Source organism: Pyxidicoccus sp. M15 (assembly GCF_056858435.1).
Window position 1 is genome coordinate 4,154,074 of record NZ_CM166495.1, and the last position, 20,608, is coordinate 4,174,681.

16 protein-coding genes are annotated in these 20,608 nt (G+C 71.0%); 10 read left to right on the top strand and 6 right to left on the bottom strand.

What is annotated here, in order from left to right; translation table 11 throughout:
- Positions 1–145: 145 nt before the first annotated feature.
- Together ACX9TP_RS15640 and ACX9TP_RS15645 are read left to right on the top strand one after the other, a co-directional pair.
- Positions 146–2,254 carry a GYF domain-containing protein gene (locus tag ACX9TP_RS15640; protein WP_482980522.1) on the top strand — a complete coding sequence of 703 codons (2,109 nt, stop codon included), beginning with the start codon at positions 146–148 and terminating at the stop codon, positions 2,252–2,254.
- Between the two features lie 20 nt (positions 2,255–2,274).
- Entirely contained in the window at positions 2,275–2,565 is a 291-nt protein-coding gene (locus ACX9TP_RS15645) for a DUF1330 domain-containing protein (protein WP_482980523.1), read from the top strand.
- 42 nt (positions 2,566–2,607) lie between these two features.
- Here the strand turns inward: ACX9TP_RS15645 and ACX9TP_RS15650 are convergent, their stop codons facing one another.
- The 4 genes from ACX9TP_RS15650 to polX all read right to left on the bottom strand — a co-directional run bounded on the left by ACX9TP_RS15650 (position 2,608) and on the right by polX (position 7,984).
- Positions 2,608–4,725 (bottom strand): M4 family metallopeptidase, encoded by a 2,118-nt coding sequence (locus tag ACX9TP_RS15650; RefSeq protein WP_482980524.1) that lies wholly within the window; start codon positions 4,723–4,725, stop codon positions 2,608–2,610.
- 139 nt (positions 4,726–4,864) lie between these two features.
- Positions 4,865–5,590, bottom strand: a complete 726-nt coding sequence (mrtX, locus tag ACX9TP_RS15655; protein ID WP_482980525.1) for a myxosortase MrtX — start codon at positions 5,588–5,590, stop codon at positions 4,865–4,867.
- Entirely contained in the window at positions 5,587–6,210 is a 624-nt protein-coding gene (locus ACX9TP_RS15660; protein WP_482980526.1) for an MXAN_2756 family trypsin-like serine endoprotease, read from the bottom strand. Before ACX9TP_RS15660 ends, mrtX begins: the two co-directional genes overlap by 4 nt.
- Positions 6,211–6,229: 19 nt before the next feature.
- On the bottom strand, positions 6,230–7,984 hold the full coding sequence (gene polX, locus ACX9TP_RS15665) for a DNA polymerase/3'-5' exonuclease PolX (RefSeq protein WP_482980527.1): 1,755 nt from the start codon (positions 7,982–7,984) through the stop codon (positions 6,230–6,232).
- A gap of 66 nt (positions 7,985–8,050) precedes the next feature.
- On the opposite strand from polX, the gene ACX9TP_RS15670 reads away from it, so the two are divergent.
- From ACX9TP_RS15670 to ACX9TP_RS15685, 4 genes are all read left to right on the top strand, one after another.
- A complete protein-coding gene (locus tag ACX9TP_RS15670; RefSeq protein WP_482980528.1) occupies positions 8,051–8,368 on the top strand; it encodes a Rieske (2Fe-2S) protein in 318 nt (105 codons plus the stop codon).
- A gap of 56 nt (positions 8,369–8,424) precedes the next feature.
- Positions 8,425–8,679: a hypothetical protein gene (locus ACX9TP_RS15675; RefSeq protein WP_482980529.1), complete on the top strand. Its 255-nt coding sequence runs from the start codon at positions 8,425–8,427 to the stop codon at positions 8,677–8,679.
- Positions 8,676–9,137, top strand: a complete 462-nt coding sequence (locus ACX9TP_RS15680) for a MogA/MoaB family molybdenum cofactor biosynthesis protein (protein ID WP_482980530.1) — start codon at positions 8,676–8,678, stop codon at positions 9,135–9,137. Before ACX9TP_RS15675 ends, ACX9TP_RS15680 begins: the two co-directional genes overlap by 4 nt.
- Before the next feature lie 186 nt (positions 9,138–9,323).
- A complete protein-coding gene (locus tag ACX9TP_RS15685) occupies positions 9,324–11,645 on the top strand; it encodes a M20/M25/M40 family metallo-hydrolase (protein ID WP_482980531.1) in 2,322 nt (773 codons plus the stop codon).
- 49 nt (positions 11,646–11,694) lie between these two features.
- Here ACX9TP_RS15685 and ACX9TP_RS15690 read toward each other — a convergent pair whose 3' ends face one another.
- Positions 11,695–12,015, bottom strand: a complete 321-nt coding sequence (locus ACX9TP_RS15690) for a ribonuclease E inhibitor RraB (RefSeq protein ID WP_482980532.1) — start codon at positions 12,013–12,015, stop codon at positions 11,695–11,697.
- A gap of 345 nt (positions 12,016–12,360) precedes the next feature.
- Here ACX9TP_RS15690 and ACX9TP_RS15695 point away from each other — a divergent pair, with 345 nt between their 5' ends.
- The 4 genes from ACX9TP_RS15695 to eutB all read left to right on the top strand — a co-directional run bounded on the left by ACX9TP_RS15695 (position 12,361) and on the right by eutB (position 18,807).
- Positions 12,361–13,287 (top strand): TIGR02757 family protein, encoded by a 927-nt coding sequence (locus ACX9TP_RS15695; protein ID WP_482982179.1) that lies wholly within the window; start codon positions 12,361–12,363, stop codon positions 13,285–13,287.
- 90 nt (positions 13,288–13,377) lie between these two features.
- Positions 13,378–15,264, top strand: coding sequence for a two-component system sensor histidine kinase NtrB (locus tag ACX9TP_RS15700; RefSeq protein ID WP_482980533.1), 1,887 nt, complete (start codon positions 13,378–13,380; stop codon positions 15,262–15,264).
- Entirely contained in the window at positions 15,261–16,418 is a 1,158-nt protein-coding gene (locus ACX9TP_RS15705; RefSeq protein WP_482980534.1) for a dienelactone hydrolase family protein, read from the top strand. The genes ACX9TP_RS15700 and ACX9TP_RS15705 overlap by 4 nt, the downstream gene beginning before the upstream one ends.
- Before the next feature lie 127 nt (positions 16,419–16,545).
- A complete protein-coding gene (gene eutB / locus ACX9TP_RS15710; protein ID WP_482980535.1) occupies positions 16,546–18,807 on the top strand; it encodes an ethanolamine ammonia-lyase subunit EutB in 2,262 nt (753 codons plus the stop codon).
- Between the two features lie 211 nt (positions 18,808–19,018).
- Here the strand turns inward: eutB and ACX9TP_RS15715 are convergent, their stop codons facing one another.
- Positions 19,019–20,506, bottom strand: a complete 1,488-nt coding sequence (locus ACX9TP_RS15715; protein ID WP_482980536.1) for a phytoene desaturase family protein — start codon at positions 20,504–20,506, stop codon at positions 19,019–19,021.
- Between the last annotated feature and the right edge of the window lie 102 nt (positions 20,507–20,608).

The window sequence follows — 20,608 nt, forward strand, 5'->3', positions numbered from 1 at the left end:
CCGCTGAGGGTCCGATTAGAGTGGGCCCGCCGTTCACCTTCGCGCAGGCGCTCTCCGTTGACGAATCCGCTCGCGGGCATTCCATTGGGGAGGTCAGAGGGTGGTGGTGCGGGTCGTCGATGGGATTCTGGCAAGGAGCGGGTGCATGGTGGGCAATTCAGGGGATGGGAGCGCCAACCTGGACGGCTCCCGGAGTGTGCCCTCGGACGAGCAGGACACCGACACCTCTCCGGTGCTGGACGGCGTGTCCGACGCGGAGCTCGACGCCTTCGTTGGCAAGCTGCGCACGGACAAGAGCCGCACCGTCACGAAGGCGACGCAGTCGCGCTCGCGCGGGGAGATGATGGGCGAGCGCCTGCACCGCGGGCGCCCGCTGGTGTCCTCCGTTCGCGAGGCGGTGCCGACTCACGGGTGGTACGTCGCGCCAGGCGCGAAGGCCTCGGGGCCGCACGATATCGAGGCGCTGAAGGCGCAGTGGGAGCGGGGAGAGCTGGGGCCGGATTCGCTGTGCTGGCGGGAGGGCTTCCGCGAGTGGCTGCCGCTGTCCCAGGTGCCGGAGCTGGCCGAGGCGCTCGTCCCGCTGCCGCAGGAGAAGGTCCCCTCGGTGGAGGAGCTGCCCGCGGCGGCCCGCGCGGATGTTCCGGGCTTCGCGCTGAGGGGGGCTGAGGCGCTGAGGGCGCTCGCCGGGAGTGCTCCCGCAGCGCCTTCGCTCATGGGGCAGGGGGCTGGCGCTGCCGCCGTGCCTTCTCGGCTGGAGTCGCTCGCGGGCTCCGCGGGAGCGCAGGCTCCCGGAGGCGCGCCTTCGCAGCCAGAGGCGCTCACGGGCTCTGCGGGAGCGCAGGCTCCCGGAGCTGTGTCTTCTCCGCCAGGGGCGCTCACGGGCTTCGCGGGCGCGCAGGCTCCCGGAGCCGCGTCTTCGCAGCAGGAGTCGCTCACGGGCTTCGCGGGGGCGCAGGTTCCCGGAGCCGCGCCTTCTCAGCCGGAGGCGCTCACGGGCTCCGTAGGCGCGCCTGCTCACGGAGTCGGGCATCCGGAAACGCCTGCCGGCTCCGCGGGGACGCATGCACGGGCGGAAGGCTCCAACATGGAGGGGAGCACCTCCGTGGACCCAGCGGGGACGCACGCCGTCCTGGCTGGCGGGTCGCAGGCGGGCCGGGAGCCTTCGCGGTGGCGTGGCGCCATGTGGTTCGTGGCGGTGGGCGGCGTCGTGGGTGGCTTGACGGTCGCCGTGGCCCTGGGGCTGCTGGGCCACGTGGATGGCCGTGCGCTCGCGGCGCGCCTGGGCTTCCTCGAGGCCGCGCCCGCCGTGGATTCCTCCTCGACGGTCGTCCCGGAGCGCGTGGCTTCCGCGTCCGTTGTTCCGGGCACGGACGGGGCCCCGTCCGCTGGCGCCGTGAATGCGGATGGCATGGCGGCGGGGGCGTCAGGCCTGGAGCCGGGCGCGAGCGCCAGTGTTCCAGCTACCTCCTCCATGGCGGTGACCGGTGCCGGGACTCCGGCGGCCACTTCGGGAGCGGGCCTCGCGGCCAGTGTCGCCGCGGCTCCACCCGTTGCCTCCGGAGCGGGGACGGGCTCCCCGTTCACGTCGCCGGGGGCCGTCGGCATCGACCGGGGTGGCAGCGTGCCTGTGCTGGCGGCCTCACGTGGAGACTCCAGGAAGGCCACCGACAGCACGCCGGACTCCCTGCTGGACTCCTCGCTGACCACGGACAGTCCGCCCGAGCGGGCGCAGTCCTCCCAGTCGCTCGCACCCGGTGCCACGCTCGCGAAGCGCGCGGCGGAAGCTCCCGTGGGCGTCGCCCCGGCGGACGCGAAGCTGAACGCCGAGGCCGCTCCCGCCGCGAAGGAGGCGCCCAAGTCGGACCTGGGCCCGGACGAGGACTACGAGCGGGAGTTGCTGGACCCGCCGGGGGACGCGAATCCGCCCCCGGGGCGCACCGTCTACGTGCCGCCGGACCCGTCGCAGCCGCGCGTGTCGCTCGCCCAGTCCGACATCTTCGAGGTGGTGGCCGCGAACAGGGCGGACATCTCCGCGTGTGGCGCCGAGGAGCAGACTCCGCCTTCAGGCGCGGGACGCCGGGTGGTGGTGCGCTGGAGCATCCTCCCGAGCGGCAAGGTCGACGAGGTCGTCACCGAGACGCCGTCGCTCAAGGGCACGCCGCTCGCCCGCTGCATCGAGTCCAAGGTCCACGCGTGGACCTTCCCCAAGCACCAGGAGCCGGGAGGCCCGGTTCGCTTCCCGTTCGTGTTCTAGGCAGCTCGCGAGGAACGTGTATGCCGGCCTACGTGGTGGTGCAGATCTCGGTGCACGATGCGCAGACCTACGAGCGCTACAAGCAGCTCGCCCCGCCGTCGATTGCCCACTACGGCGGGCGCTACCTCGCGCGCGGAGGCGCCACCGAGGTCCTCGAGGGCACCTGGCAGCCGCCGCGCTTCGTCATCCTCGAGTTCCCCAGCGTCGAGCGGGCCCGCGCCTGGTGGGCCTCGCCCGAGTACGCGGCCGCCAAGGCGCTGCGCCACGCCAGCGCGCACACGATGATGCTCCTCGCCGAGGGGCTGCCCTGAGCGAGGCCTTCCTCCAGAGCCGGGGCCTGGGCGCGTCGAGCGCTAGTTCACGCCGACGGCGGACCAGCTCTCCTTCACCTTCTGGACCTCCGTCGAGTTGGCGCCGTGCAGGTCGGTCGCCGCCTTGATGCAGGCCTCACGCGCCTGGGCGAAGGTGGTGCTGGGCGTCATGTAGTGGGCCAGGGCGCGGTAGTAGATCTTCAGGCCCTTCTCCATCCCGATGCCGTCCTTCACCTCGGCGCCGGAGGTCTTGTTCGTCCCGCCGTTCACCATCAGGTAGAAGGCGTTGTTGGCGATGCCGCTGGAGCCGTGGACCTCCTTCTGCTTCGGGTAGTTCTTGTAGTTGTCGATGGAGTACCCGTCCTTCGTCGGGTCGTTCATGTACCGCAGGCCGTCCTCGCTGCTGTTGCCCGGGGTCCACGCCGTCTCGCCCACCGTCCAGTTGAACTTCACGTCGGGGTTCTTCTGCGCGGCGTACCACTCCACGCCCGCGCCCATGATGTCGCTCATGGCCTCGTTGAGGCCACCGGACTCGCCGCTGTAGATGAGGCCGGCGGTGCGCTCGGTGAGGCCGTGGGCAATCTCGTGACCGGCGATGTCCAGCGCGGTGAGCGGGCCGGCGTCCGTCCCGTTGCCGTCGCCGTAGCTCATCTTCTCGCCGTCCCAGAACGCGTTGACCAGGTTGTTGTCGACGTGCACGTACGAGACGAGCTTCTCGCCCGCGCCGTCGAGCGAGTCGCGGCCGAGGACGTTCTTCATCATGTCGTACGTCATCGCCGCGCCGTAGTGCGCGTCCACCGCGGCCTTGGTGCGGGCCCCGTCGCCAGCCTCGCCCCAGACGTCGTTGTTGTCCTTGAAGTCCACCTGTCCGCTGGCGCGGGGCTTGTTCTGTCCGTCGTAGGTGACGACGCCCTTGCCGCGCGTGGAGTCCTGGAGGCTGAAGGTGCCGTCCGCGTTCTTCTTCGTCGCGAGCTCCACCTTGCCGCTGTAGAGCGACGTGTCGTCCACCTTGCCGGTGGGCGTCGGGGTGGGCCCCGGCGTCGGCGCCGGCTTGCCCGTGGCCTTCAGGCCCCAGCTGTTGAGCACGCCGGTGTCACCGCGCGCCTTGTCGTTCACGGTGAGCGTCCACTCGCCCTGGGCCTTCTCGCCCGCGAAGGCGCTCAGGTCGAACGAGCCCTTCAGGTCATCCGTGCTGCCGCCGGTGCGGTTGTGCACCACCGCGCTCTTGCCGGAGGGGCTGGTCAGCGTGACGCTCAGGTCGCCGCGGTACGTGTGCTTGATGTCCACGTCCAGCTTCAGCTTGTCGATGGTGACGTCCCCGTCCAGCTTCAGCTTCGACGTGACGGTGCCCAGGTCGCCGATGGTGGCCTTGGGGCTGGTGGTGGCGCTCGCTTCGGGAGTCGTCGCGGCGGCGGCCTTCGCACCGGCCTTCGTGCCCTTCGACACGGAGAAGCCGTCAATCTCGTTGTAGCGGTCGTAGATCTTCCCGGTGTTGGCGTCCACCAGGTAGTTCATGCGGCGCGGCTGCTCCTGGCCGGCAATCTGGGACATCTCCACGCGGTACGCCGAGTGGTACTTGCCGGCGTCGTCCCGGTAGATGACTCGCTCCGCGTGGGGCTGCTTGTCCGGCTTCGCGCCGAACTCCTTGCGAGCCACGTCGATGGCCTGCGCGGCGGACAGCTTGGGCTTATCGCTGCCAAGGCCGGCGGGGATGGAGGACTGCTCGCCGGTGATGCTCGACACCTTCCCGTCCTTGTCGAGGTGGGAGATGATCTGCTCACCGAAGACCTTCACGCCCTCGTGCACGCGGTCCATGCGCACGTGCACCATGCCCAGCTCGTCGCGCTCCACGTTCTTCGGGACGAAGGCGGTGGGCTGCCGCGTCAGCGACTCGCCCCCCGGGGCGATGTGCGCCAGCGAGGCCTGGATGGCCGTCTGCGCGTCCATGCTCTCCAGCGGGATGCGGCCCTGCTTGAGCGGCGACGCCAGCGTCTGCTCCGCGCGGGCCAGCTCGCTGCGGCGCGGGGCCGGGCCACCGAATCCATCCTGCACGACGCGGGGGCTGGGCGTCGCCGCGGGCTTCACCGTGTTCTTCGGCTGGGTCTCGGTGGTGGGGCGGACGGTGACCGGCTTCGGACCATCAGTTCGACGAACGCTCATGGTGGGGGGCTCCGATGCTGCGGGGGTACGGTATTGTCGGTCCAGCGTCGCCAAAGTTGCCGCTGTGTGTCGAATTATTCATTGATTTGATACAACCCCGCAAGTCAGGGAACCGGAGGGCGGACGCGCGGTGCGCGTCTCACGGCCCTCCGAAGAAGGACACTTCCAGCACGCGCACGTAGAGGTTGCACGCAGCGTGGAAGAGGGCGGCACCCATGATGGTGCCGGTGCGCTCGCGCATCCACCCGAAGAGGAGCGCGGGGAAGAACACGGACAGGCGCCAGGCCTGGAAGATGGCCAGGTGCCCCAGCGCGAACAGCACCGCCGTCACCCAGAAGGCCTTGCCCAGCCTGCCGCCCAGCACGCGCCGGCCCCCGGGCCACGCGTCCCGCAGCCGCGCCTGGACGTAGCCCCGGTAGAAGAACTCCTCGGGCAGCGCGACGACGAAGAGCTGGTCCACCACCCACTCGCCGAAGCGCGGGGGCAGCCGGAAGCGGAAGTGGGCCTCGCCCGTCATGGGCGTGAGGAACCGCGCGAGCGAGTGGGGCAGGTGGGGCAGCACCTCCGCGAAGCCGGCGAAGGCGAGGAAGAACAGCGGCCCGATGATGGCGGACAGCACGAGGAACAGGCGCACGTCCTCGCGCCACGCGCTCAGCGTCAGCCCGTAGTCCCGGTAGTCCTCGTCCCGCCAGCGCATGGGGATGAGCGGCAGGTAGAGGAAGCCCACGGTGGCCACCAGCTTGGGGACGCTGGTGCCGCCGAAGAGGAGGAAGGCGGCGATGATGCCCAGGAAGCCGAGCGCCCACAGGCCCAGCACCTCCTGCACGGCGTTCGGGCGCCAGGGCGTCACCGTCGCCTGACTCATGGCGTGTCCGCCGACGCGAGCTGGACCTTCACCTCACCCAGCGGCAGCACCCGGCAGCCGCGCCGGTACCGCTCCACCACCACCGCCACCAGCCGCCCGTCCCCGTCGAACACGGGGCTTCCCGGGGGCAGGGCCAGGGGCACGTCGTAGAAGGGCTCCGGCGCATTGCCGCTGGCCTGCGCCGCCACGGGCCGCGCGGGCTGTCCCTTCGTCGCGGGGAGCACGCCCACCACCCATCTGCCCGCGAGGCTGTCGCCTTCCTTCAGCAGCTTCACCGGCACGGCGGGGTAGGTGCCGTCCGGCGCCGCGACGAGCGCCACCTTGAGCGCCGCGTTGGCCAGCACCACCTTCGCGGGCAGCGCCTTGCCGTCGTGCTCCACCGTGGCGGCATTCAGCCCCACGAAGGCCTCGCCCACCGGCTCCATGGAGGTGAGCACCTGCCCGCCGGCGCCCACGATGACGCCGGGGCCGCTCTGCTTCGGCCCGCGCACCCGCACCACCGAGCGCGTGTGCAGCTCCATCACCCGCTGCAGGTCGGCGCGCGACGGGCGGCCCTCTCCCGCGAACGAGGGGAGGGCGGCGAGACAGCACAGGAGGAGCAGCGGCGGAAGGCGGGACATCGGCTCGCGCCGCAGCCTATCACCGGCGGGCGCGCAGCGCGGAGAGGAAGCCTTCCGCCGGCAGCGTGTTCAACACGTCCGCCTTGCGCGCCCAGCCCCGGCGCGCGGTGGCCACGGCATAGGCCAGGTTGCGCAGGTCCTCCTGCCGGTGCGCGTCGCAGCTCACCACCAGTCTCACGCCGAGCTGGAGGGCCTGGCGGACGTACTCGGCCTTGATGTCCAGCCGCGCCGGCTTGCCGTTGACCTCCACCGCCACGCCCCGCTCGGCGGCGCGCTCCAGGATGGCTTCCATGCGCAGGGGGTAGGGCTCACGGTTCTGGATGAGGCGGCCGGTGAGGTGCCCGAGGATGTGAAGGTGCGGGTTGTCCATCGCGGTGAGCAGCCGGCGCGTCATCTGGTCCTCGTCCATGCCGTGCCGCACGTGGATGGAGCCGATGACCAGCTCGAGCTGCTCCAGCACGCTGTCGGGATAGTCGAGCGCGCCGTCCTCCAGGATGTCCACCTCGATGCCCTTGAGCAGGCGCATCCCGGGCACCGCCGCGTTGACGCGGTCGATTTCGTCCCACTGGCGCTGGAGGTCCTCCACCTTCATGCCGCCCGCGTAGATGGCCGCCTGGCTGTGCTCGGTGACGGTGAGGTACTTCAGGCCCAGCGCCTTCGCGGCGAGCGCCATCTCCTCCAGCGAGTTGCGCCCGTCGGACCAGGTGCTGTGCGCGTGCACGGCGCCCTGCACGTCCTCCAGCGTGACGAGGTCTTCCGGCAGCTTCCCCGCGCGCGCGGCCTCCACCTCGCCGTTGTCCTCGCGCAGCTCCGGCGGCACGTACTGCATGTCCAGCAGCGCGTAGAGCGCGGCCTCGTCCGAGACGGGCACCTTCGTCCCGTCCTCGCGGTGCACGCCCCACTCGGAAATCTTGAGGCCCCGCTCGTGGCCCAGGTTGCGCAGGCGGATGTGGTGGGCCTTGGAGCCGGTGAAGTGGTGCAGCGCGGTGGCGTAGTCCTCGTCCGGCAGCACGCGCAGGTCCACCTGCAGGTCGCCCGCCGTCATCCGCACGGAGCACTTGCTGCCGCCCTTGCCCAGCACCGTCGCCACGCCCGGGGCGTTGGCCAGCGCGTCCAGCACCGGGCCGGGGTCCGCCGCGGAGGCGATGATGTCCACGTCCGCCACCGTCTCGGCGCGGCGGCGCACGCTGCCGCCCAGGCTGGCGCGCACGACGCCGGGACTGGCCTTCACCTGCTCCAGCAGGGCCTCCGCCAGGGGCAGCGCGTCGCCCAGCAGCTTGCGCTCGCCTCGCGCGCGCCGGAACACGGCGATGCCTTCCAGAATCTTCGCCTCGCTCTTCTCACCGAAGCCGCGCAGCTGGCGCACGCGGCCCTCGCGGCAGGCGCGCTCCAGGTCCTCGATGCTGCCCACGTCCAGCTCGCGCCAGAGGACGGCCACCTTCTTCGGGCCGATGTCCGGCAGCTTCAGCATCTCCAGCAGGCCGGGGGGAAACTTCGCCTTGAGCTCCTCGAAGTAGGTCATCCGTCCGGTGGTCACCAGCTCGGTGATCTTCTCGGCGAGCGCGGGGCCGATTCCCGGGAGGCTCTCCAGCCGGCCCTCGGCGACGAGGGGGCCCAGCTCCTGCGGCAGCCCGGCGATGCGGTCTGCCCCCATGTCGTAGGCGCGGACGCGGAAGCCGCTCTCCCCCTGGAGCTGGAGCAGCAGGCCGATGTCCCGGAGGACCTGGGCGACTGCCGCCTTGTCGACGGTCTGCGTGATGACGTCTGGAGTCACGGGGGGAAGGTAATGCCCGGGGAACAGGGGTGCAGGGCGCACCGCATTGTGGGAAAAAGGACCGCGATGACGAAGATAAAGCTGGGCCCGGCGGACTTCGCCGAGCGGGAAATGCGCGGTTACGAAGTCGGCAAGCGCAACGTGTGTATCGCGAAGATTCATGGCCGCTACAAGGGCCTCGACGACTGGTGCAACCACGCGGGCTGTCTGCTGTCGGGTGGTCGCATCGAAGAGAACATGGTCGTCTGCCCCTGCCACGAGGTCGGCTTCGACATGGACACCGGCCGCAACGAGACCTCCCCCGGCGTCTGTGACGACCAGCCGACAGTCCAGGTCGAGGTCCAGGACGGCGCGCTCGTCGTCGAGCTGCCCGACAACACCTGACGCGCCACGCGCGCACCGGAGCATCCCCATGGCACACGACGGGCACGATCACGACCATGACCACGGTCATGGCCATTCCCACCCCCACGGCCACTCCCATGAGCACGGGCACGGGCATGACCACGAGCACGGGCATGAGCACGGGCACGGGCACGGGCATGAGCACGGGCACGGGCCGGGGCATCCGCACCACGACCACGCGCACGGACATGAGCACGGGCACGAGCACCACCACCATCACCCGCACGGGCATGACCACGCGGCGCCGGGCGTGGCGGCGGAGCACAAGGCCCGGGCGCCGGTTCACGTGAGCGCCTTCGTGGTGACGTGCTCGGACACCCGGGACGCGGCGCGGGACGAGAGCGGACGCGTGCTGCGCGAGGGGCTGGAGGCGGCGGGCCACCAGGTCGCCGGAGCCGTGGTGGTGAAGGACGACCCGGAGGCCATCCGCGGCGCGCTGGAGCAGGCGCGGGCGGCGGGCGCGCGGGCGGTGCTGTTCAACGGCGGCACGGGCATTGGCCGGCGCGACACCACGGTGGAGACGCTCCGGGCCCTGTTCGAGAAGGAGCTGCCGGGCTTCGGTGAAATCTTCCGGATGCTGTCGTACCGGCAGATTGGCAGCGCGGCGATGATGTCTCGGGCCACCGCGGGCACGTATCAGGGGATGATTCTCTTCGCCCTGCCGGGCTCGCCCCAGGCGGTGCGGCTGGCGCTGGACGCCCTCATCCTCCCCGAGCTGGGCCACGCGGTGCGCGAGCTGACGCGCTGAGCCTGTTTCATCATTTTCTCAATGAATGACTCTTCCACTGCTCTGGAGTGGACGGCGACTGTTTCAGGAATGACGTAGATTCCCTGCTATCGCGGAAAATGTCACACTCACTGCGAAGGCCGGGAGTTCAGGCCTTCACGTCCGCAGCAGCCGTCTCCCGTCCCCCGCTCAGCAGTGGAGAAGCATATGAACATGAAGCGCCTGGCTTCAGTTGTCCTGGTGCTCGGTTGTGTCTCGGCGTTTGCCAAGGCCCCAGCGGCAAGCGCCCCCGTCGCGAAGGCTCCGGATCGCGACGTGTACATCACCATCGGTACGGACGCGCTGGAGCACGTGAATGCGGCCCTCGTCGGCGAGGGCCTCGCGGCGCCGACGCTGGCGGGCCAGAAGGGTGAGGTCACCGCGCTGCGCGTGCGCGAGTCCCAGCTCAACACCATCTCCCGGATGATGCACGAGAAGGCCCACCGCTGTGGCGGCTTCATCGCCCATGAGTCGGAGGCGGAGGCGCTGGAGGCGCTGGCTGGCGGAGCGTCGGTGAAGGGCATGACGTCGATTGCGACGACGTACACGACGGACAACCCCACCGTGGCCAACGCACTGGCGAACGCGGTGGTGGCGACCAACATCCGGGACACCATCCAGCACCTGTCGACGCAATACGCGACGCGCTACCACACGTCGACGACGGCCACCACGGCGGCCACCTGGGTGAGGAATCAGTGGCAGACCTTCGCGGCCGGCCGCAGCGATGTGACGGTCAAGCTGGAGACCCATACCACCACGGTGATGCCGTCCGTCATCATGGAGATCAAAGGCACGCTGCAGCCTTCGGAGATCGTCGTCCTGGGCGCGCACATGGACTCCACGAGCTCCCCGACGAGCAACGCTCCGGGCGCGGACGATGACGCGTCCGGCGTCGCCACCCTCACCGAGGTCATCCGCGTGGCGATGCTCCAGGGCTACCGCCCGGCGAAGACGGTGAAGTTCATGGCCTACGCCGCGGAGGAAGTGGGCCTGGTGGGCTCCAAGGCCATCGCCAATGCCCACAAGAACCAGGTCCCCCCCGCCAACGTCATCGGCGTGCTGCAGCTGGACATGACGAACTACCAGGGCTCCAGCTGGGACGTGGTGTTGATGTCGGACTACACCAATGCCGCGCAGAACACGTTCATCACCGGCCTGATGAGCACGTACCTGCCCACGCTCACCAAGACCACGTCCACGTGCGGCTATGCGTGCTCGGACCATGCCTCGTGGACGAACGCGGGCTACCCGGCCTCGATTCCGTTCGAGGCGCTGATGAGCCAGTACAACCCGTACATCCACACGACGGGCGACACACTGGACAAGAGCGCCGGCGCGGCGACGCACGCGCTCAAGTTCGCGAAGGTCGCGGCCGTGTACGTGGCCGAGCTGGCCAAGGGGACGATTGGGACGCCGGAGACCACGCCTCCGACGGTGGCCCTCACGGCGCCGTCGGCGGGCAGCACGGTGATGGGTACGGTGACGCTGTCCGCGAACGCCTCGGACGCGTCGGGCATCAGCAAGGTGGAGTTCCTGGTGGATGGGGCGGTGGTGGGCACGGTGACGGCCTCGCCGTACAACTACATGTGGAACAGCGCGTCCGTGGCCGATGGCAGCCACTCCATTGCCGCGAAGGCGTACGACGCGTTCGCCAACACGACGACGTCGAGCGCGGTGACGGTGACGAAGATTTCGGACACCACGCCTCCGACGGTGGCCCTCACGGCTCCCGCTTCGGGCAGCACGCTGACGGGCACGGCGACGCTGTCCGCGAACGCCTCGGACGCGTCGGGCATCAGCAAGGTGGAGTTCCTGGTGGACGGGGCGGTGGTGGGCACGGTGACGGCTTCGCCGTACAGCTACGTGTGGAACAGCTCGACCGTGGCCAATGGCAGCCACTCCATTGCCGCGAAGGCGTATGACTCGGTCAACAACACGACGACGTCGAGCGCGGTGACGGTGACGGTGAGCAACACCAGCACCCTTGCGACCTATGACTCGACGCTGAGGGTGCCCCGGTGCTTCCTGGCGTCGGCCTCGTGTGACTCCGGCACGCTGCTCAACGGCCGCGCCGGCCTGGGGCCCGAGTCCAACGCGCCCAACACCATCAACCGCTCGTGCGCGGATGGTGTGAACGGCAGCTACCACTCGGACGAGTCCAACGACCGCCTCAAGGTGTCCACGCTGGACGGGACGCCTTTCGCCGCGGGCAAGACGGTGAAGATCGAAGCCACGGTCTGGGCCTACTCGGCGACGGCGGACAAGCTGGACCTGTACTACACGGCGAACGCGGCCAGCCCGTCGTGGACGTACATCACCACGCTGGCGCCGCCGGCCCGGTTCGCGCAGACGCTGTCGACGAACTACACGCTGCCCTCGGGCGCCGTGCAGGCGGTGCGCGCGGTCTTCCGTTACAACGGGAGCGTGGCCTCGTGCAGCTCGGGGTCCTACACCGACCACGACGACATTGTCTTCGCGGTCCAGTAGTCAGTAGCCGGTTCCCCCTTCCTCCCACCGGGAGGGAGGGGGAGCTGTGTCAGGTGGGCGCCGTCGCGAGGGAGGCTTCCCAGCCGTCGTACTCGCCGGCGTGCTCGCGTGCGAGCTGCTCCAGTGACAGGCGCACGGCCGCCACCGCATCTCGCTCCGGCTGGATGAAGTGCGAGGCCAGGACGAGCCAGTGCACGCCGTCCGCTCCGGGACGACTCTCGACCGTGAAGCCGCGCTCTCGCAGTTGAGCCGCGACGGCCTCTCCGACGTCGCCGGATGCGAAGTAGAGGTAGTGCTGGAAGCAGTGGGGGGCGTCCGGTGAGGCAGTGGCCCGGAGGACCTCCTGCAATGCGAGTTCCTCTTCAATCATGGATGCTCACGCTTCCTGGATGCGCTTCGTCATCCGGGGCTCCAGCTTGCCTGCCTTCAGTCCGTGACCAGCTTGTTAGTGGGGTTCCCGCGGTGGCGAGGTCCGCCGCGAGCTCGTCGAGGACTTCGATGAGGCTGCGTATACGCGAAAAGCACGAATAATTAGAGGCCAGGCGAAGGTCACGGCACGCACCGCGCGTTGCCTCCGCTCCCATCCCCGGCCAGAGTCGGGAAGTCCGGCCCTCCGGCCGCCGTTCCAGTGACATTGGGAGCCCCCGACGTGACATCGCGCGCACCGAAGCGCACGGACCGTGACAGCGGGCTGGGCGCCCGGGCGGCCGAGCACCTGCGCCCGAGGCTGGAAGCCTTCCTGGCCTCCACGGACGCGCGAGCCCGCATCGGCTTCGACCCGGTGGAGTTCCCCCACCGTTACACCGACCCGCGAGACATCGAGGTCAGCGCGCTGCTCGCCGCCGCGCTCGCCTACGGGCGCGCGGACCTGTTCCGCCCCAAGGTGGACGCGCTCCTGCAGCGCATGGGGCCTTCTCCGGCCGCCTTCGTCCGCGCGCTCGACGTGCCCGGCGCCAGGACGCTGCTCACCGGCTTCGTCTACCGCTTCAACGTGGGCACCGACGTCGCCGTGCTGCTGCTCGGCATGGGCCGCGCGCTGCGAGAGCACGGCAGCCTCGAGTCCCTCTTCGTCCAGGGCCTCGAAGCGCGCGGCACGCTGCACGGCGCGCTCGACGCCTTCACCACCGGCCTGCGCCAGGTCCCCATGGAGGAGCTGCGCGCCGCCCTGGGCCCGGAGCGCGGCCTGCACCACCTGCTGCCCTCGCCCCTGGGCGCGGGCGCCGCCAAGCGGCTCAACCTCTTCCTCCGGTGGATGGTGCGCGGCCCGGACGCGGTGGACTTCGGCATCTGGAAGCGCGTGCCGCCCGCCACGCTCCTCATCCCGCTGGACACCCACATCGGCCGCATCTCCCAGCACCTGGGCCTCACCCGGCGCAAGGACCTCACCTGGCGCACCGCGGAGGAAGTCACGGCCTCCCTGCGCGCCCTCGATGCCGCGGACCCCGTCCGCTACGACTTCGCCCTGTGCCACTACGGCATGAGCGGCGCGTGTCCCGCGCAGCCGGTGCCGGAGAACTGCGCCCGCTGCCCCCTCTTGTCCGCCTGCGGCGTGGGCCCCCGCGTGGTGGCAACGGCGACCCGGCGGGTCCCCAGGGCCACCCGGCGGAGCGACAATGGCGTGTCGGTTTCCCGGCGACGTTGACCGTTTCGCCCGGGAGCGCTGCAATCAGTCCGTGGCCCCGGAACTTGCATGCCGGACACAGGCCCTGTTCGGGGCCGGGGAGCGACAGGTTTGCACGCGACGCTGGTAGCGGTGCCCTTCGCGGTGGCGGAGGAAATCGAGCAGGGGTTGCGCGGGTCCGAGGCGGGCCGCCCCTGTCACGTGCTGCGAGTGTCCGACGCCCTGGCACCCGGCTCGGTGACGGAGGGGTTGCTCGTGGCCTGGGACGACGGCGGCCCCCTGGAAGAGGTCGCTGACTGGTGCCGGCGGCTGGATGAGTCCCGCGTGGCCTCGCGCACGCAGTTCGTGGTGCTGACGCCGCGGGCGCCCGCAGAGGCCGAGGTGCTGGCCAGGGCCGGCGCCGACGAGTGCGTGGCGCCGCCGGGCACGCACTGGGGCTCGAGGCTCGTGTCGCTGCAGCGCCGCATGCAGGCGGAGCGCGCGAGCGCCGACCTCCAGTCCGTGCGCCGCGCCGCGGACTTCCTGCGCAGCGCGCTCGACGGCGTGCCCGACCCGCTCTTCGTGAAGGACCGGCAGCACCGGTGGGTGGCCGTCAACAACGCGTTCTGCCAGTTCATGGGCCGCAGCGCGGACGAGCTGCTGGGTCGCTCGGACTACGACTTCGTCCCCGCCCACGAGGCGGACGTCTTCTGGCGCAAGGACGAGCAGGTCTTCCGCTCCGGGCGCAGTGACGAGAACGAGGAGACGCACACCGGCTCCTCCGGGCAGACGCGCATCATCGTGACGAAGAAGGCCGCCTTCACCGGCACGGACGGAGAGGGCTTCATCGTCGCCGTCATCCGCGATGTCACGGACCGCAAGCGGCTGGAGTCGCAGCTCATGGTCTCCGAGCGCATGGCCTCCGTGGGCACGCTGGCCGCCGGCGTCGCGCACGAAATCAACAACCCGCTGGCCTACGTCTGCTCCAACCTCTCCTTCCTGAAGGAGCGCCTGGCCCAGGCCACGCTGTCCCCGGACGTGCTCCCGGAGCTGCGCGAGGTGGTCGCGGAGGCGGAGGAGGGCGCGGCGAGGGTGGTCTCCATCGTTCGTGATTTGCGCACCTTCGCCCGCGCGGACGAGGACGGGCTGGCGCCGGTGGACGTGTCGCGCGTGGTGGACAGCGCGCTCCGGCTGGTGCGCAACGAGCTGTCGCACCGCGCCCGGCTGGTGTGCACGCTGCAGCCCGTGCCGCGCGTCCATGGCAACGACGTGCGGCTGAGCCAGGTCGTCGTCAACCTCCTGGTGAATGCGCTGCAGGCGCTGCCGGAGCGGCCCGCGGAGGAGAACGAGGTGCGCGTGTCCCTGCGCCCCGGCCGCCCCGGCCAGGTGGAGCTGGAGGTGGCGGACAACGGGCATGGCATGTCGCCGGAGGTGCAGCGCCGCATCTTCGACCCCTTCTTCACCACCAAGCCCGTGGGCGAGGGCACCGGGCTGGGCCTGTCCATCTGCCTCACCCTCGTGCAGGCCATGGGCGGGCGCATCGACGTCACCAGCACCCCGGGCCGGGGCAGCTCCTTCCGTGTCGTGCTGCCCGCCACCATGGCGGACGTGGCGGCCGCGAGCGCGAGGCCGCGAGCCCCGCGCCCGGTGGTGCCCCGCCGGCGGCTGCTGCTCATCGACGACGAGCCCTCCGTGGGCAGCTCGGTGAGCCGGCTGGTGCGCGACGTGTACGAGGTCCGCGCCGTGCAGGGTGCGCGCGAGGCGCTCCAGCTGCTCTCGGACGGCGAGCGCTTCGATGCCATCCTCTGTGACTTGATGATGCCGGGCATGAGCGGGATGGACTTCGTGGTGGAGCTGGAGCGGATGGCGCCGGACCTGGTGCTGCGCACCGGGCTGATGACGGGCGGCGCCTTCACCCCGCAGGCGCGCGAGTTCGTGGGCCGCCACTCCCGCGGGCTGCTGGAGAAGCCCTTCGAGCGCGAGGGCCTGTGCACGTTCGTCGAGCACCTGCTCCAGTGAGCCGCGCCGGCCGCGGGGCGCTGGCCGCGTCGCTGGCGGCGCTGCTGGCCCTGGCGCTGTGGGCGGGGCCGGACCGGCTGCGCGGCCTGTCCTTCGTGCTGCGCGCCGCGGGGATGCAGGGCGAGGCGGCCGAGGCGCTCGCGCGCTGGAACACGGCGCCCTTCGACGTGAGTGACTTGCGCGTGCCCACGCGCCACGGCCCGGTGCGCGCCCGGCTGTACCGGCCCCTGGAGGGGCGGGTGGAGCGCACGGTGGTGCTCACCTCGGGCGTCCACGCGGATGGCATCGACGAGCCGCGCCTCGTGAAGCTGGCCGGAGACCTGGCCATGGGCGGGCAGGCGGTGCTCACCCCCGAGCCCCCGGACCTGCTGCGCTACGAAATCACCCCGCGCCTGCCGGACATCATCGAGGACGCCGCCGCGTGGGCCGCGTCCCAGAAGGACCTGGCGCCCGACGGGAAGGTGGACCTGTTCGGCATCAGCTTCTCCGGCGGGCTGTCCGTGGTGGCCTCGGGGCGGCCGGCGCTGAAGGGGAAGGTGGCCGCGACGCTCTCGTTCGGCGGGCACGGCGACCTGCCGCGCGTGCTGGCCTTCCTGTGCACCGGCGTGCTCCCGGACGGCGGTGCGCTGGCGCCGCACGACTACGGGGTGGTGGTCATCCTGCTCAACGTGGCGGACCGGCTGGTACCCCCCGAGCAGGTGGAGCCGCTGCGCGCGGGCATCCGCACCTTCCTGCGCGCCTCGCACCTGACGCTCACCGACAAGGTCCTCGCGGAGCAGACCTTCGCCCGGGCGCGGACGCTCCAGGCGGAGCTGCCCGAGCCGGCCTCCACGCTGATGAAGCACGTCAACACGCGCAACGTGGCGGCGCTGGGGCCGCTGCTCCTGCCGTACGTGAAGGCCTTCGCCGCGGACCCGGCGCTGTCACCCGAGCGCTCGCCGCCGCCGTCCACGCCCGTCTATCTGCTGCACGGGGAGGGGGACACGGTGATTCCCGCCATGGAGGCCGCGCTGCTCGCGAAGGCGCTGCGGCCGCACACCGAAGTGCACGCACTGGCCACGCCGCTCATCTCCCACGCGGAGGTGGACCGGCAGGCAGGCGCGGGCGACGTGTGGCGGCTGGTGGGCTTCTGGTCCGGCCTGCTCGACGAGTAACCCGGGCGCTTGGGACAGCAACGAACCTGTTCCATGAATACGGAGCGGCCCGGCGGGCGTCACGCAGGCGACAACGCCGCGCGTGCGTGGCTTCCCGATTGGGCCGGCGGATACATTGTCCCGCGCCATGAGCGTGAGCCTCCGCGACGTCCTCACCGGCGAGGACGTCTTCGGCTACATCCACCGGGTTCTGGGTTCCTTCGATTCGCGCCTCTACCAGCAGATTCTTGGCGCGGCCAACGCGTTCAAGGAGGGGGACGCGGCCATTGGCATCGCCGCCGCGGATGAGACGTCTCGCGCCAACGCCCGCGCGCTGCTGTCCCGCACGAAGCTGGGCGCCATCCACTCGCAGCCGCCCTTCGAGGACCGGCTCCATGCCTTCATGCTGGAGGGACTGGACGGGGAGCTGCTGCCCCACCTCTCCGAGTGGACGCTGGGGCAGCTGAAGCACTTCCTGCTCTCCGCGCCCGAGGCGGAGGTGCACGAAATCCTCGGCGGGCTGGGCAGTGACGTCATCGCCTGTGTCGTGAAGCTGATGAGCGACGCGGAGCTGACGGCGGTGGGAGCGCGCATCTTCCATCCGCTGCCCGGCAGCAAGCTGGGCGCGAAGGGCTACCTGGGGGCGCGCCTGCAGCCCAACTCGCCCACGGACCATCCGGACGACATCCGCTGGCAGGTCTTCAACGGCTGGTCCTTCGCGGTGGGGGACGTGGTGCTGGGCACCAACCCGGTGTCCTCGGCGCCCGCGTCCGTGGCGGCGGTGGAGGCGGCGCTGCACGACATCCTCGTCACCTTCGGGCTGGAGGAGGTGATGCCCCACTGCGTGCTGTCGCACATCGACGTGCAGGCGCAGGTGGAGGCGCGGCAGCCGGGCACCACCGGCATCTGGTTCCAGAGTCTCGCGGGCAACGAGTCCGCCAACCGCACCTTCGACGTCACCATCGAGAAGATGGTGGCGCACGCGGCGAGCCGCACCGGGAAGTTCGGCCTCTACTTCGAGACGGGGCAGGGCGCGGACGCGACGAACGGGCACCACCACGGCTGCGACATGCTCATCCACGAGTCGCGCAAGTACGGCTTCGCGCGGGCGCTGAAGGCGCGCGTGGCGACGGCGCAGCTCGGGGCGGGGCGGACGCAGGAGCCGTGGGTGCACGTGAATGACGTGGCGGGCTTCATCGGGCCGGAGGTGTTCCGCACCCGTGAGCAGCTGGTGCGCTGCTGCCTGGAAGACATCGTCATGGGCAAGCTGCACGGGCTGATGATTGGCCTGGACGTGTGCTCCACGCTGCACATGGACGTGACGCTGGACGACCTGGGCTGGTGCCTGGAGCAGGTGGCCCCGGCGGGCCCCGGCTACCTCATGGCGCTGCCCACGCGGAACGACCCGATGCTCAGCTACCTGTCGACGGCGTTCCAGGACCACGTCCGGTTGCGGGAGAAGTTCGGGCTCAAGGTGGATGACCGGATGTGGGCCTTCTTCCAGGAGCTGGGTGTCATCGACGCGCAGGGCCGGACCACGGAGCACTTCGGCGACCCGGCGTGGGTGTACCTCCAGTACCGGCGGCGCAAGGGAGACACGCGCTCGGACGCGGAGGTGCTCGCGGAGGCGAAGCGGGAGATGGCGGCGGTGCGTGAGCGGAGCGTGCCGCTGGCGGTGGGGCACGGGGCGCGGACGTACGAGCTGGAGCCGTCGCTGGAGCGGGAGCTGCGCGCGCTGTACGAGGACGCGAAGGCGGGCATCTGGTCGGAGCTGTCCGAGGCGACGGTGGCGCAGCTTCCCGACGCGGTGCCCCTGCGGACGTGCTCGGAGGACCGGCGCGACTACATCCTGCATCCGCCTTCGGGGGAGCGGCTGGACGCGGCGTCCGAGCTGGCGGTGCGGCTGCTGCGGCTGCGGCATGCGGGGCAGTGGGACGCGCAGATTGTCATCTCGGATGGGCTGGATGCGCGCTCGCTGATGGACGAGGGGCACCTGAAGCCGTTCCTCGCCGAGCTGCGGCGCGAGCTGGCGGCGGCGGGCTGGCACGTGGCGCCCGAGCACCTGGTGGTGAAGTACGGCCGCGTGCGCGCGGGCTACCAGGTGGGGGAGCTGCTGTTCGGGGACCCGGAGAAGACGGCGCCGCGAGCGTTGGTGCACGTCATCGGCGAGCGGCCCGGCTCCGGACACCATGCCTTCTCCGCGTACCTGAGCGCGCCGTCGGCGCGGGCGTGGGGCCGGCAGGGCAGGGTGGACCACGACATCACGCGACTGATTGCCGGCATCTCCGACACGAGCGTACGGCCCGAGTCGGCGGCGCGCGAGGCGGTGCGCATCCTCGCGGAGCTGGCCTCGTCGGCGCGCAATGAGCCGCCCACCCTGGATGGCTCCGTCGAGGCGCGGAGGGCCTGACTGGGGGCGCGCCGCGCTCCCAGGGCGGGCGCCTGTCGCGCGGAAGGAACGGTCCTTCCGCCAGGCCCGCCGAACCTGGAGTTCCTTTCAAGAATCCCCTCGGATGCGGTTTCTGAAAGGAGCTCTTGAGCCGTTCAGGGGGTAGCCGCGCCGTGGCCCGAGTTCTCGGCCTCGGCAATGGCCACCCCTGACAGAACTGGCTTCGACTGGCCTAGCCGCGCGAGGCGATGCTCGCGGCGGTGCGCACGCCGCCCACCGCCGTGGCCAGCGTGCTCTGGCCTGGGAACACCGAGTCCCCGACGAGCCAAAGCCCGTCCATGACCTGCATGGGGCCCAGGTTCCGGTAGTTCGCGAACCCCGCGCGCCGGGGCACTCCGCCCACCGCGCCGCCCTCCCGCTGCGTGAAGCGCTGATACGTGCGCGGTGACGCCGTCATCGTGTGCGTGAGCCCGGCCATCCATTCGGGCGCCAGGTGTTCCAGCCCCGCGCGCATGCGCTCCTGGATGCCCGACAGATACGCGCCCTGTTCCTCTGTCCGCAGGCCCGCCAGCGTCTTCAGCGGCACGTGGGTGGACACCGTCACCGTGCGGTGCCCTTCTGGCGCGCGGCCCTCGTCCGCCGCGCCGCTGATGGACATGAACAGGTGGTTGCCCTCGATGAACGGCGCGCCCGCGTCCCGTACCAACTCCAGGTGGTGCGCGCTGCCGCCCTCGTGCTCCGGCGCCTTCACCACCAGGTAGAGCATCGCCGCGCCCCAGCCTTCACTGATGCGCTCGGACATCGCTCCCAGCCGGGGGAGTTGCTCGGGTGGCAGGCCCAGCAGCCGGAGCACGCCGCGCGGCAGCAGGTTGGCCACGACGTTCCGCGCCCGCAGCTCGCCCTTGCGCGACGCCACGCTCCAGCCTCCAGGCATCCGGGTAATCGACTTCACCCGGTTGGCCAGCAGCACCGTGCCGCCGCGCGCCTCCACCGCCTTCGCCATCGCCTCCGCCAGCTTGCCGATGCCGCCCCTCACATGGCCCGTGCCTCGCCAGTAGTAGTCCATGGCCGCCAGGGCGAAGGGCGCCTCCGCCTCGGCCGCGCTGCACTGCACCGTGATTTGGCAGAGCGCATCCAGGTAAGTGCGCAGCGGCGCGAAGCCCGTGAGCCCCAGCGTCTCCAGCACCGCGCCCAGCGGCCGGCCCATCCACCGCAGCAGCGGCGCATACCGGAGCGCGCGCCCCGAGTGGCGCAGCAGCGCCTTCACGTCCAGCGGCGGCAGCAGGCCCGGGTCATCGAACAGCGGCCACAGCGCCTCGGCCACCTGGCCCTGCAACGCGAACAGGCGTCGGATGCCGGTGACGGGCGCGCCGGGCAGGGCGCACAGCGATTCGATGAACCGTGCCTTGTCCCGATGCACCGGCAGCCGGAGCTCCGGCGTGCGCAGCTCCACCACCGGGTCCAGCCAGTCCACCGTCACGGCCATGCCGTGCTCGCGAATCCAGCGGCCGAAGAGCTGGTGCGGCTCGAAGCCGGAGAACAGCGTGGCCCCGGCCTCGAAGGCATGACCTTCCCGCCGGAAGGTGCTGGCACAGCCGCCGGGGTAGTTCAGCGTCTCGCACAGCGCCACGCGCGCGCCCCGCCGCGTCAGCTCCAGCGCCGTGGCGAGCCCGCCGAAGCCCGCGCCCACCACCACCACGTCGTACTCGATGCTCGACATCGTCCATGCCGGGAATCCGGGGCCGGTCGGCCTCCAGCCAGGGAGGTCTCGCCCGTGCGCCTTCGGTACCGCGCCCCTGGCCGGGGGCGGCGCCTCGCTCCT